This is a genomic window from Aquiflexum gelatinilyticum (genome assembly GCF_024741135.1).
Taxonomy (GTDB): domain Bacteria; phylum Bacteroidota; class Bacteroidia; order Cytophagales; family Cyclobacteriaceae; genus Cognataquiflexum; species Cognataquiflexum gelatinilyticum.
Genome location: NZ_JANSUY010000021.1, coordinates 82,238 through 94,792 on the forward strand (window position 1 = coordinate 82,238; position 12,555 = coordinate 94,792).

Annotated in this window: 11 protein-coding genes; 7 read left to right on the plus strand and 4 right to left on the minus strand. The window is 41.9% G+C overall.

Going from position 1 to position 12,555, the window contains the following annotated elements; genetic code table 11:
* The first annotated feature begins 1 nt into the window (after position 1).
* The 3 genes from NU887_RS18140 to NU887_RS18150 all read left to right on the plus strand — a co-directional run bounded on the left by NU887_RS18140 (position 2) and on the right by NU887_RS18150 (position 3,748).
* Complete coding sequence (locus NU887_RS18140) at positions 2-622, plus strand: hypothetical protein (RefSeq protein WP_258424801.1); 621 nt, start codon at positions 2-4, stop codon at positions 620-622.
* A 41-nt stretch (positions 623-663) separates the two neighbouring features.
* On the plus strand, positions 664-3,075 hold the full coding sequence (locus NU887_RS18145) for an alpha-L-rhamnosidase-related protein (RefSeq protein WP_258424802.1): 2,412 nt from the start codon (positions 664-666) through the stop codon (positions 3,073-3,075).
* A gap of 160 nt (positions 3,076-3,235) precedes the next feature.
* Positions 3,236-3,748 carry a hypothetical protein gene (locus NU887_RS18150; RefSeq protein WP_258424803.1) on the plus strand — a complete coding sequence of 171 codons (513 nt, stop codon included), beginning with the start codon at positions 3,236-3,238 and terminating at the stop codon, positions 3,746-3,748.
* Positions 3,749-3,983: 235 nt separating this feature from the next.
* Here the strand turns inward: NU887_RS18150 and NU887_RS18155 are convergent, their stop codons facing one another.
* The 3 genes from NU887_RS18155 to NU887_RS18165 all read right to left on the minus strand — a co-directional run bounded on the left by NU887_RS18155 (position 3,984) and on the right by NU887_RS18165 (position 7,584).
* The gene (locus tag NU887_RS18155) at positions 3,984-6,200 is read right to left on the minus strand and encodes a DUF5916 domain-containing protein (RefSeq protein WP_258424804.1); all 2,217 of its coding nucleotides are present in this window, start codon (positions 6,198-6,200) and stop codon (positions 3,984-3,986) included.
* Between the two features lie 176 nt (positions 6,201-6,376).
* Positions 6,377-6,796: a secondary thiamine-phosphate synthase enzyme YjbQ gene (locus tag NU887_RS18160; RefSeq protein ID WP_258424805.1), complete on the minus strand. Its 420-nt coding sequence runs from the start codon at positions 6,794-6,796 to the stop codon at positions 6,377-6,379.
* Between the two features lie 41 nt (positions 6,797-6,837).
* Positions 6,838-7,584 carry a transposase gene (locus NU887_RS18165; protein WP_258424806.1) on the minus strand — a complete coding sequence of 249 codons (747 nt, stop codon included), beginning with the start codon at positions 7,582-7,584 and terminating at the stop codon, positions 6,838-6,840.
* 269 nt (positions 7,585-7,853) lie between these two features.
* Between NU887_RS18165 and NU887_RS18170 the strand changes: the two genes are divergently transcribed.
* Together NU887_RS18170 and NU887_RS18175 are read left to right on the plus strand one after the other, a co-directional pair.
* A complete protein-coding gene (locus tag NU887_RS18170; protein ID WP_258424807.1) occupies positions 7,854-8,606 on the plus strand; it encodes an energy transducer TonB in 753 nt (250 codons plus the stop codon).
* Positions 8,607-8,790: 184 nt separating this feature from the next.
* Positions 8,791-9,363, plus strand: coding sequence for a porin family protein (locus tag NU887_RS18175; RefSeq protein ID WP_258424808.1), 573 nt, complete (start codon positions 8,791-8,793; stop codon positions 9,361-9,363).
* 273 nt (positions 9,364-9,636) lie between these two features.
* Here NU887_RS18175 and NU887_RS18180 read toward each other — a convergent pair whose 3' ends face one another.
* Positions 9,637-10,344 (minus strand): DUF2807 domain-containing protein, encoded by a 708-nt coding sequence (locus NU887_RS18180; protein ID WP_258424809.1) that lies wholly within the window; start codon positions 10,342-10,344, stop codon positions 9,637-9,639.
* A 218-nt stretch (positions 10,345-10,562) separates the two neighbouring features.
* Between NU887_RS18180 and NU887_RS18185 the strand changes: the two genes are divergently transcribed.
* Both NU887_RS18185 and NU887_RS18190 read left to right on the plus strand, forming a co-directional pair.
* A complete protein-coding gene (locus NU887_RS18185) occupies positions 10,563-10,886 on the plus strand; it encodes a four-helix bundle copper-binding protein (protein ID WP_258424810.1) in 324 nt (107 codons plus the stop codon).
* Between the two features lie 135 nt (positions 10,887-11,021).
* On the plus strand, positions 11,022-12,365 hold the full coding sequence (locus NU887_RS18190) for an amidohydrolase (protein WP_258424811.1): 1,344 nt from the start codon (positions 11,022-11,024) through the stop codon (positions 12,363-12,365).
* Positions 12,366-12,555: the final 190 nt, after the last annotated feature.

A 12,555-nucleotide genomic window follows, 5' to 3' on the forward strand; every position in this document is an offset into this window, starting at 1 on the left:
AATGAGAGTAAATAGAATCTTATCCACAATTTTTTCAATCATTTTCTTCTTCCAGGTGTTACCTGTTTTGACCTTTTCCTGCATAGAGGATTGTTCGGGTCAAGCACTGTTCCTACGATATAGTGACTTGTCGGCCATGCCTTTGGAGTATATTCCAAGCAATCCTGGTTGGAGGGTAGATGAATGGTCAAATCAAAAAAACCTGACGACAGGGAAGCTGTTAATTATGTTTGACTTGACCTATGAATCAATAGCGGAAGTTAAACAAACCACCTCGACATCGGGGTTGCCTTTTGCTTTTGCCTGTGATCCGGCAGTCAACTTTGAATCACCTGTCAAAACATGGGAATTGCACAGCAATAAAAATTTCAACGACAATTATCCGGCAGGCGCTTTATTGAATGACATCGTTTTAATTGCACCTAGAATAGGAGGACAATTTTTTCCATTTTCTGAATATCTTGATCCAATATCGGGAAATAGGGGTTTGGGCACTTCATTTGTTCGATTTTCAGAGTTATCCACACAGACATCTCCCTTTGATCTCACTTGTACCATCACATTAGAAGATGGAAGGGTTTTTTCAAACACAGTAGAAAACATCGTATTGAGGGTTGAATGAAAAGGCTTAACTTTATTACTTAGCCAACAATTCCAACTTCTATGAATCTTCGACCTTCACTGTTTTTATTTGGGTTATTGCCTCTGTTTCTTTTTTCCTGTACAAGTAAAACCACCGAAAAATCCTTATTTTCTCAGTTAAATGAAGTGGAGGGCCTAATTGGAAAAGCCGAATACTTGTCCTCACCCTATGTCACCCCCGGAGACCGTGTCTATATGGTCGGCCATCAAGATGGCACATTTCCGGATTTGGGATGGCATGTCAAAGGCGAAATGGGAGGGATATGGAACCACCCTATCAAACTCATGGATGGTCTTACGGCAGCAATAATACAAGCGGATAACAGCTATTGCCTTGATGCAGCACATCAGTTCATCAATTATCCCTTTGCCAACAAACACCTTTTTCAAACCCATATCCCAGGCTTGGAAGTTGAGAGGTTTCAGTTTGTCCCGGAAGGAGTGCAGGGTTTGGTCATCGAATTCACGTTTAGGAATGTGGATAAGTCCGATATTTCATTTGATTTTGAGTTTTCAGGCCATACTGATCTCATGCCGGTGTGGTTGGGAGAAAAAGCAGGCATGGTTGATTTTGAGGACCAACTTTCATTTGATGAAAGTAGACAGGCTTGGCTTGGAAAGGACCAAGGCAATGAATGGTATGCGATGTTTGGGTCAAACCAAAAAGCAATTCCTTCTGAAGGTCCATCTGCAGTTTGTAATTATGAACCACAGGGAAAAGGAAAAGCTGCCAAGTTGGGTTATGAAATCAACTTAAAATCCGAATCCACTCAAAGTATCCGGTTTTTTATCTCCGGTTCTTACACCTCTAAAGCCGATGCAGAGGAAACTTTTGACAAACTCAAGCTGAATGCGGAAACCTACCTCAAAGACAAACAAAAGCATTACAGGCAGCTTGCTTCAAAAGCCAAAATCACCATCCCTGACAAAGAACTTGAAAAAGCTTTTGAATGGATCAAATACAATACAGAATGGCTCGTGAGGGAAGTGCCTGAGGTAGGAAGAGGACTTGGGGCAGGCATGCCCGATTATCCTTGGTGGTTTGGTGTGGACAATGAATACACCCTGAAGGGCGCCATTGCTACAGGTAGAAAGGATTTGGTCTACAGCACCATCGAACTTATCCACAAACTTTCTGAAACCAATGGAAACGGAAAAATAATCCATGAAGTGAGCTCAAACGGGGTGATTTTCAATCCCGGCAATATCAATGAAACACCACAGTTTGCCTCTTTGATTTGGTGGGTGTACCAATGGACGGGTGATAGGGAGTTTTTGGCTACATATTACCCAACTGTAAAAAAGGGTCTCCAGTGGCTGATGGATGAAAATGACAAAGACGGAAACCTCTTTCCTGATGGCTATGGCATGATGGAAATCCATGGTCTCCAATCAGAGATGATCGACGTGGCTTCTTATACCCAGAAAGCCTTTGCAGATGCTGCGCAAATCGCTTCAGTGATGGGTGAGGATTCGGTTTCTGTAAGTTATCAACAGACCGCTGACCTGATCAGAACAAAGATCAATAAGGAATTTTGGGTCGAGGAATTCAATGGCTACGCTGACTTTATAGGAACTCCTGCTGAAGCCATCCACCTCGTGGAGGCGGCAATCATCAGGGCGGATACGCTCAACAAACCTTGGGCAGTAGAAGAATTGAAAGCCACAAAAAGAAAGTTATCCACTTATTCTCCAAACAAAAAGCAAGGTTTTGTGATTTTTCATAATTGGGTAGTCAATACACCTATGGAAATGGGGATAGCCGATTCTGACAAAGCCATCAGGGCATTGGAAAAAGGCCGAAAATTCACCAATCCATTTGGCGTCTTCGTCACCGGAATCGACAGGGATGAATCTTCTGAAATGGCTGACGGGACATTTGTAGGTAGCAAAGCCTTTTCATATACAGGTGCTGTGATGACTTTGCCTACCGGCGTATCTGCCATAGGAGAAAACAATTATGGAAATCCGGATCAGGCGCTTGATTACCTGAAGCGGATGACCAAGTCATTTGGATTTGCTCTCCCGGGTTCAATCTATGAAGTTTCTCCTGATTATGGCATGATGGCGCAGGCTTGGAACCTATACAGTTTTGGTGTGCCTATCGTGACCCAGTTCTTTGGTATTCAGCCCGAAGCTGCGAATAAAGTTATCCACATATCACCTGCCTTCCCTACTGACTGGAAGGAAGCAAAAATTGAAAATGTAGAAATCGGTGACAATGCCATTTCTTTTGAATACAAAGTGAATGAACTTGGGGAGGTGGAAGCATATCTCTCTCAGGAAAAAGAAGACTGGAGTATTGTGTTCTCTTGGCCTGCATCCATACATACCAATGCTGACCTCAATGGAAATAAAGTGGAGGTAGAAAACCAAAAAGACAAAAACAGGATTACATTTACAGGCAAGAGCAATAAGGTCAGGTTATATTGAGGTCTCAGGGATATGATAAATCCCACTTTTGCAACAGCTTGTAATTAACCTAACAATTTGATCCAAAATCCATTGGGTCTGATTGTCGGAAAAATGAAATTTGGCCACTAATTTTGTTAATTATCAAAATACCATTTCACCACAATCTTTGAGATTAAAGATGATAAACAGAAGCTTAAAAACGTTTGGAAATGTTGAAGTTTCTTTCCTGGATAGGATAGTGGAAGTGTTGAGTCTTTTGGTGTTGATCGGCTTATGGTCATTGACCTATTATTTCCAACATCAAAGTCTAGATATAGTCCCCGAGGGGTATGATTTTTTCAGCAATCCAAATGAATATTGGGCAAGCAGGATGACCTATTCTGTTCCTTTTGTGGCCACCATTTTATATGTAGGATTGACCCTCTACAACAAAAGGGTTCAACACGGAGATTTTGCGGTTGAGATAAACAAAGAGAATGGGCCTGCATTAAGTCAAATCAACAAAAGGCTTTGGAGATGGCTCAAACTCAATATCCTGCTGATGTTTGTAGTAGTCGAATACTTTTCATTCCACACAGGTTCCAATGCTGGCTCGGGGATCTCAGGATGGTTTATTTTTGTTTTTCCGCTATTGCTCTTTGGTCCAGTCATCTACTTTTTTGTAGAATTCTCCAAAAATCAATTGAAGTAAATTTGATACTATTTTAAGGATAATTACACCTAATCTTTTTGTCCAAGCTTTTCTGATCTCGATATTAAATCTCTTAACATGCCAGTTGTGGAATTCTAAGCACCAGTTTAGGATTTTTGATAATTTGATTTCCTTTCCAGTATCAATCAATATCTATCTTCCACACCCTAATAACCATTAACTCATAAACCCTATAACCAATAACCCTATAACCCAATAACCAATTAACCCCCTTTTAGATATTGAACCAATAATTCAGCTTCATGACCAAAGCCCGCTGTTTTGAAATAAAAGTAGAAGGGAAATAATTGTCCGTATACACAATAAACAAATCTGAGACAGGTGCATAGCGCCATTGCAACCTAGTATTGATGTTGATATTGTCAATCTGATTGTTGTACTGAAAGAAGGTTGTCCAAAAAAGACTTTTGGTGAAAGTCAGGTCAATCCTTGGCCCGATCAGGAACAGGTCAGCATCATTTTGTGGCTCCGGCAGCCTGATGTTATTATAACTGAAATTCATTGAAATATTGGCAATATAGCCCATCCTCCAACTCATCGTCCCTTGTATGGTTTTGATATCCCCCGTGAAATATTCCCCAAAATCACCTCTCAATGACACATATACCTTTTTTCGGGGATTACTGATATACCGAAACCCAATCAGGGAATTGGAATAATCTGTCCCTGCTAGCAATGGCTCACCTCCGGTCCTCGTAGGATCAAAATCAGAAAACAAATACGTGTACCTGTTTGATGCCGTCACAGTCAAGATGGAGAGAGATTGGAACCGAATCCTGTAAAACAAGGAGTGAAGTCCATCTGTCACTCCCAAATCTTCATTCCACAATGTCTCCGTCTCTACCCCGGGACCATGCCGGTTGATGAGTGTGGATCTTGGGAAAAATTGATATTCAAAGGTTGCGAAGCCCCTTTTGTAATCGTTTCGAGGTGTAAAACCAACAGCAGGATTATAATTTTCTCCCACTTGGGAAAAAGCCACCGAGGCGGTGATGGCCGGAGTTGCATAATTCAATGCTGCATGGGCAGTGGCAGATTTATCCAGATCTTCTTTTTCAAATGTCTTGTGGTAAAAAAACTTGCCAGTCCATTTGTTATCCTTCGAGGCAAGGTTATAGTCCACCCCGAGCAGCCTGTTGGAAAGGCTGTCATTGAAGAGGGGAATATCCAATTCCTGATTCAAAGTTTCCCTGTTGACAAAGATCACCCCGATGTTTGATCGGGTAAAAACCTTCCTCTGTATGGCTGCCACCGAGAAGTTTTTGCCAGCGATGCCCCTTTCTTCATCATTGGCAGTCTGCATGTTCATCGCTCCGATCCGCCAGTTGTCGTCAAGCTTTCCACTCAGCCTGCCCCCAAATAGTATCTGGTTTTGTACATTTTGACCGGTAGTTTCATCCCTGTCTACGCCGATCCTTCGGGAAAAAAACGGGCGAAGATTGGTAGCACCAAAATCTGCAAACAAGTCTGCATTCTCTAGGAAAAACTGTCTTCGTTCCGGGAAAAAGATCTCAAATCGGTCTAGGTTGGTCACCTGTTCATCCACTTCTACCTGCGAAAAATCCGGATTTACTGTCAAGTCCATGTTCATCGCCGGTCCAATACCAATCTTGGCATCACCGCCAAAAGTAGGAGTCAACGGATTGGAAGTGCCTGTAAGGAAGTTTCTGTCAGTAGCCATCGCCGCATAAGGAATCAGGGAGAGGTTCGTACTTTCTTTTTTAAGGGGTTCAGAGAATATCAATTTCCTGCTAAAAGCCAGGTTGATCACGTTGAAGTTTCTCGGAATCGGTGACCATGTGCTTCTTTCATTGTACTTGCTGTCGATCCTGTAAAAATTCACATTCCAATTGCTCGCACCGTCATTGTACCTAAGTGTGGAAAATGGAATAGCAGCCTCTATGATCCAATGGTCTTCGTAAATCTTGGCCTCCGAATACCACTTATTGTCCCAGGCGAGGTTAAGGTCAGAGGACTGCATGCCGCCATTGGCGATCAGAGACTCCCGCTGCACTCCGAAGGGATTGATCCCAAACTGAAATCCACTGCTGTAATCATTGAAAGTGTCCAAGACAAAACTGACACCGTCATTTTGCTCCCCTCGGTAATCCCTTCTCAGGGAGGTACTCACATATTCCTGTGGAGTGCGGGGACCAAGGTTATACATCACCGCAGCGATATAAAGAAATTTTTCATCAAAGGCGATTTTTACCCTTGTTTGGGCTTTGGCAAGAGAGGTATCTGACGGGAAAAACTGCTGAAAATCCTGCGCCCATCCTTCCTGTTGCCAGATCGGTTCATCCAAAACCCCATCCAGCTTGATTTCCATCTTGATCTTGTCCGCAATGATGCCGGGAAGGTCCTGTCCGGTGGTTTGGGCAAAGGAAATTCCGGCATGGACAAAGAAAAGAAAGGTAAAAAGGCGTTTCATTCCCGAGACTTTGAATCCGAAAATAGCCCATGGAATGTTGGGGGCTCCCCTGATTTATACCAAAGGCAAAAAAAAAGCATTTGAGGTATTATATAACATTTTGAAGGACTCCTTCAATCAGACTCTCAAATTTCATCTTCTGCAACAAAATGATACTGTCTGCACAGCTTCTCCTTTTACTCACCCATAGCAGTAAGGACAATGTTTCTTGAACCCCCATGATTTCTGAATTCACACAGGTAAATCCCCTGCCAAGTTCCAAGATTGAGTTTTCCACCCGTGATTGGAATCTGTAGGCTGTTGCCAAAAAAACTGCTTTTGATGTGGGCAGGCATGTCATCGTCACCTTCATCATTGTGGATAAACTTCGGATACCCTTCAGGAATCAGGTCGTTGACAAAGGTCTCGAAGTCTTTTCTCACCGTCGGATCCGCATTTTCATTGATCGTCAGACCTGCCGAGGTATGTTGGATAAATATATGAAGGATACCCATCTTGATCTGTCGTATTTCTGGAAAATGCATTTCTATAATAGAAGTGATGAGGTGAAATCCCCTAGGAAAGGGTTTGAGGCTTATGGTTTTTTGGATGGTCATGAGTATAATTAGGCTAAGGCTTTTTTCTATGCTTCATAAAATTAAAAAAATCCATCTTCTTTCCATTTTGAAGGATTGTTTTCAATGTATTGGGCAATTCTTTGATAAGCTCCCTCATCCCTGATGATATGGTCATGGTATTTGGATTGCCATCCAAATTCAAATCCCAATCTGTTGGCATGTTTTGTTACAGCAGATTTATAAGATCTCAATATTGATGGGAGAGAATCTTTCTTTGGGGAAATAGCAGCCATATGTTGGGAGAATTCTGTAATTATGGGAGATTCCTTTCCTTTAAGGAATCCCCTTGTGGAAGAGAAATCCAATGTGGAGTCGTTGCATGCAACGACTGTACTGGAATCCCCTTCCTTATCTAGATTTCTGGAATCCCCATCTTTATCCTGATTTCTAAAATCCCCATCTTCCTGATATCTGGAATAATTTTTCCCATTTTCTTCCTTTCTCTGATCCTCCTTTCCAAAATCATTTTTTTCTTCTTCCCTTTTTTCATCCGGCTTATTGATGATCAATATTCCATGGATATGATTGGGCATCACTACAAAGGCATCCAATTCTACATATTTGTGGTGATTTTTGATTTCATACCAAAATACATCGGCAAGCACTCCGGCCCCGGAAAGAATCATTTTCCCATTGCTCACCTTTCCAAAATAATGCCGCCTGTTTAAAGTGCAGATCGTGACAAAATAGGCTGCATTCCAGGTATAATCCCACCACTTTGCCCGGAAAGATTCAGTTCGGTATTTGTTTTTATATTTTTCAGCCATAAAAAAGACAAGGAATAGTATACAATGCTCCAATTTACCCCATCCCCATTCCTTCCCCAAATCAACAGCCGATCTTAAACGTTTAAGTTGAAAGGCAAAACTCCAATCCAATTTTAATCAAGGTTTATATTACTTTTGGTAAAAATGGCCATCAAAAAGGACATGTGGATAACTACCGGCTTTTTATTTTTGGATTGAAAATAGTGTTTTCCAAGATTTGTATTTGACTGATTTTTCGCCCAACTTTTGTTCATAAATCTATTTGCCCGATGGCTTACAAAAAATCCTTTCTGATTGCATCGATAGTATTGTTTCTTCCATTTGTCTCCCACTCCCAAGTCCTACAGTATTTCAACAGACATTTTATAGCCATAAAGGATACTGCTGTATACAAGCCTGTCTATTACCTGCAGCTAAGCGAAGGAGAACCGGATCCAACTTCCAAGTATTTCAGAATGGACAATTCCCTTGCTTTGGAACAAACCAATGAAAAAGATGCATCAGGAAAACTCATTCGAAGGAATACCGCCCGTTTTGCGGAGGACGGGTACCTCAGTAGCAAAACCTTCAGGGATTATGTCAGAGACAGTATCGTGGAATTCACCTTTTTTGCAAACGGCAATCTCAAATCCTCCAAAACCACAGTAAAAAACGAAGTCCTTGAAAATCTTTCTTTTGATGAAAAAGGAACTCCAAGAACTGCCCCGACCTACGAAAATGCACTCCCGGTGGGTGGGATGGGAGCATGGAGAAATTTCCTCATCCAAAACCTCAAGTATCCAGAGCCTCTAATCGACGCTGGGATAGAAGGCAAAGCAGATATTTTCTTTGAATTAAATGAAATTGGTGAAATCACTTTCTATGAGGTCATGAATGCGGAATATGTACATCCCGATTTGGCCAAGGAAGCAATGAGGGTATTTGCCCTTTTTGCCAAAAAACCTTGGAACCCCACTAAAGTGGATGGTATTGCCGTCAAATCAACCATGATTTTGCCGGTTACTTTTAAACTGGAAAATTAATTTTTCTTTGAAGTAATGGAGCTCATCTATCATTTCAATACCTGCATATTGCCCAAATCAAGCAATTATGTAATTCTTATTTTTTTTCTGTAAGCCATAGACTTTTGTTTTGAGTCACCTTTGCGCCACGGATAAGATTCCTTATTGTGGGAATTACCCGCCCAAAAAAACAAAACAAAAACTTATGAAATTTTACCTCATTGGATTCATGATGGCTTTCATCCTGACAAGCAGCGCATCAGCCCAAAATATCAACATTGGTGTCAAAGGTGGCCTGAATGTGTACAACATCACTGATGGAAGCCAATACAATCCCAAAGCAGGACTCAACTTGGGTCTCCTTGGTCATATTCACTTGACTGACCAATTTGCACTGCAACCCGAATTATACTACTCCGGCCAAGGCGCAAAAATTGATAACCTCAATACCAACCTCAATCTTGATTATATTAATGTACCTGTATTGCTTCAATACATGTTTGACAACGGATTCAGGGTTCAGGCAGGACCGCAACTTGGATTTTTGGTGGCGGCCAAAACAAAATCTGGAGACACCTCCATCAATGTCAATGACCAATTTGAAAGCATCGATGTGGGCTTAGGAATCGGCGCAAGCTATATCAATCCTGCAACCGGATTTGGAGTGGATGCAAGATACAACCACGGGCTGAGCAATATCAGGGCTTCTAGCAACTCCGAATCAAGAAACAGAGGATTCCAGTTGGGTGTCTTCTACCTCTTCAAACACAAAAATTAATCTATTTTGCAAGAATATAGGGACAGCATTAGCTGTCCCTTTTTTTGTGTTTAAATTTTCGAACTGAATAGCACTCCGATTGGAATTAACTATAAGAGCTCGAAAAGTAAAAAGAAACTTTCCCTTTAAAACAGTCAAAAACCCTCCCAATCCCTCACCATCCCATCAGGGATTTCTCAGGCTAAAGGGATTCTGTATTTTCAACTAAATTTCTGACTACTGAAAACTGACCACTTCCTACTTTCTCGCCTCTCGCTTCTCGTCTCTCGCTTCTTAATTCCTATTCACCTTCCCGATCCCTGAAACCTTCTCGCTGATGATGGTTGGATTGCCGGTGTAGTTGACCACCCCGATGCCATCAACTTTCAGGGTCAACTCACCTTCGCAATGAACGGAAACAGCTCCTATCCCTGAACTCGTAAGATCCACATTTTGCACCGAAAAATCAGAGGCATCAATATTCCCGATGCCTTCGTTGACAAGCGTCATTTCATTTGCCCTTCCTTTCAGCGTCATGTTGCCGACGAAGTTCAGCCTTGCATTAAGACTTTGTGCATCGAGATCCAAGGATAAATTTCCGACTCCGTTTCCTGCAATCAGCATCTCACCCACATCCAAAGTTCCTGAATTCTTGATATTGCCCACTCCTTCAAACCTGATTTCACTCAAGTCAGTAATATCGAGGTCTATCTGAAGCTCCTCTTTCATAAAAAATGCACCCGACTCTTCTTCATCCAAAGTCAATTCCAAAAGGTCTCCCGTCTGCACCACCTGAAGTTTATTGACAAGATCCTCATTTCCTGAGATCACCATGGTTTCCTTACCCCCCTGAGTTATGTTGACACTGAAAATTCCCTTAAGCTTTAACTTGCTGACGCCTTCTATGGCTTTTTCCTCAGTGTAACTGTTGTTATTGCTGTTGCAGGAAAACAGAAACATCCCTGTCAGAAAATAAATGATCAAAATTCCTTTGGCTTTCATATTGCTGTGGTTTAAAATTTAAAACAATGTCATGAAAATAAGGAATATCTCTGAAAATCATTGAAGTTAATGGATTGAAATAGAAGAGAATCAAATCTTATCATGGAATTCAGACAAAATCCCTGCTTTCGAGATTGGAGATTACAAGGCAGTCAATGGAATGGTATTTGCACTGTTTAACACAGTTAATGGATTTGTAACCTTAAACGAAAGTAACCATGAAAACCAATGAATTGATTACCAAACTTCAAGAATGTGCCAATGCTTGTTTTCATTGCGCAGATGCATGCCTGCATGAGGAGGATGTCAGTCATATGGCAGCCTGCATCCAGACGGATCAGGTCTGCGGGTCAATATGCCTGACTACCAGTAAAATTCTTGCCAGTAATTTCAACGATGTAAATGACTTGATTAAATATTGTGCTAAAATCTGTGGAATATGTGCTGAAGAATGTGCCAAACATGATCATGCCCATTGTCAGGCTTGTGCCAAAGCATGTGAAAGCTGCAAAGAAGCCTGCCTGTCTTATCTGAATAATTAAACCTAAAATTGGAGCCTGATCCTGAAAAGATCAGGCTTTTTTTTGTCCTTGATCCATTCAAAATTCTTAAAAACCGAAAATTCTAAAAGTGAAAAACTTATCCTTTTTCTTAAATTTAAAAAAAAGTATCCCCTAATGTCCGATAAAGCACTCAACAGAAGAGATTTCCTTTCCCAAACCATGGCCCTCACAGGTGCCGGGATTCTTGCACCCTCATTTTCATTTGGAAGTACTCCCGTCAGCACAAAACAAAAAGGCGAAAATTCAAGAAAAGTTTTCAAAAACGTCAGGATGGAAACAGGCTTTGTCCGCGACGAGATTGAAGTCATTGCGACCAAAACAGCACTTTTTTCCATGGTTGTCGAAAATGGAAAAATCACCGAAATCCTACCCAACAGTTCAGACCACTCAGCCATCGATGCCAAAGGTTTGCTGATGCTGCCTGCCATGAAGGACATGCACATCCACTTGGATAAAACCTACTACGGCGGACCTTGGAAAGCCCGAGAAAGCAAGTTCAGAACGGTCAAGGAACTCATTGAACATGAAAAAGTGGTCATTCCAACACTCTTGCCACATTCTACAGAAAGGGCCGAAAAGCTGATCCAACTCCTCCAATCCAAAGGGACAGACTATGCCCGTAGCCATGTCAACATTGAACCCACATCCAAACTTGATTCCCTGAAAAACCTTCAAATAGCCCTTGAAAACAAAAAAGATTCATTCGGCGCCGAGCTTGTTGCTTTTCCCCAACATGGCATTTACTATTCAGGTTCTCAGGACTTGATGCGGGAAGCTGCCCAGATGGACATTGACTATATAGGTGGTGTGGATCCATTTTCCCTGGACGGTCAGATCGAAAAAACCATGGATTTTACTGTGCAATTGGCTTTGGACTACAAAAAAGGCTTGGACATCCACTTACACGAATCAGGAGAGTCAGGTCTCAAAACCGTTCAGTACCTGATCGCCAAAGTAAACGAAAACCCTGTCCTTAAAGGCAAAACCTACCTGAGTCATTGCTTTGTGATGGGAAAATTGGATGACACAACACTGAAAGCGACCTGTGAAGCTTTGGCCCAAGCGGATATCGGAATCACCACCACGGTGCCTATTGGTTACAATGTGATGCCCATTCCTGCTATGTTGGGCCATGGCATCCGGGTCATGTCAGGAACAGACTGTGTGACCGACCATTGGCAACCCTTTGGCACAGGAAGTATGCTGGACAAAGCCAAAAACATGGCCGAACTCTATCGCTACAACCACGAGTATGGATTGTCCAGAAGTCTCGGTATAGGTACCAAAGGCCTGACGCCATTGGACAATCAGGGCAATCAGGTTTGGCCCAAAGTCGGTGATGAAGCAAGTTTCAACCTGGTAGATGCCTCTTGTTCCGCTGAAACGGTGGCTAGACTGTCACCCATCATGCAACTGTATCATCATGGAAAACTGGTTTTTGAAAACAGCGTACAGTAAAATCTATTAGGCAAAAAAAAATGGTATTCAATTATGTGTATCCACTTTCTTTCACGTAGCCAAACAAAAATTGGTTATAGGATCGATTATCGGCTCAGTGGACTGTGGTCTGTCGTTCGTGGACGAGTATCCGCATTCGAGATAGTCTCTTATAGCCCAAGGTGCAACATTGCGGATACTCATATTTTTA

What these genes read in the sequence shown, in the direction of transcription:
- NU887_RS18140 (WP_258424801.1), top strand. Translation starts at nt 2, where the DNA reads ATGAGAGTAAATAGAATCTTATCCACAATTTTTTCAATCATTTTCTTC.
- NU887_RS18145 (WP_258424802.1), top strand. Translation starts at nt 664, where the DNA reads ATGAATCTTCGACCTTCACTGTTTTTATTTGGGTTATTGCCTCTGTTT.
- NU887_RS18150 (WP_258424803.1), top strand. Translation starts at nt 3,236, where the DNA reads ATGATAAACAGAAGCTTAAAAACGTTTGGAAATGTTGAAGTTTCTTTC.
- NU887_RS18155 (WP_258424804.1), bottom strand. Translation starts at nt 6,200, where the DNA reads ATGAAACGCCTTTTTACCTTTCTTTTCTTTGTCCATGCCGGAATTTCC.
- NU887_RS18160 (WP_258424805.1), bottom strand. Translation starts at nt 6,796, where the DNA reads ATGACCATCCAAAAAACCATAAGCCTCAAACCCTTTCCTAGGGGATTT.
- NU887_RS18165 (WP_258424806.1), bottom strand. Translation starts at nt 7,584, where the DNA reads ATGGCTGAAAAATATAAAAACAAATACCGAACTGAATCTTTCCGGGCA.
- NU887_RS18170 (WP_258424807.1), top strand. Translation starts at nt 7,854, where the DNA reads ATGGCTTACAAAAAATCCTTTCTGATTGCATCGATAGTATTGTTTCTT.
- NU887_RS18175 (WP_258424808.1), top strand. Translation starts at nt 8,791, where the DNA reads ATGAAATTTTACCTCATTGGATTCATGATGGCTTTCATCCTGACAAGC.
- NU887_RS18180 (WP_258424809.1), bottom strand. Translation starts at nt 10,344, where the DNA reads ATGAAAGCCAAAGGAATTTTGATCATTTATTTTCTGACAGGGATGTTT.
- NU887_RS18185 (WP_258424810.1), top strand. Translation starts at nt 10,563, where the DNA reads ATGAAAACCAATGAATTGATTACCAAACTTCAAGAATGTGCCAATGCT.
- NU887_RS18190 (WP_258424811.1), top strand. Translation starts at nt 11,022, where the DNA reads ATGTCCGATAAAGCACTCAACAGAAGAGATTTCCTTTCCCAAACCATG.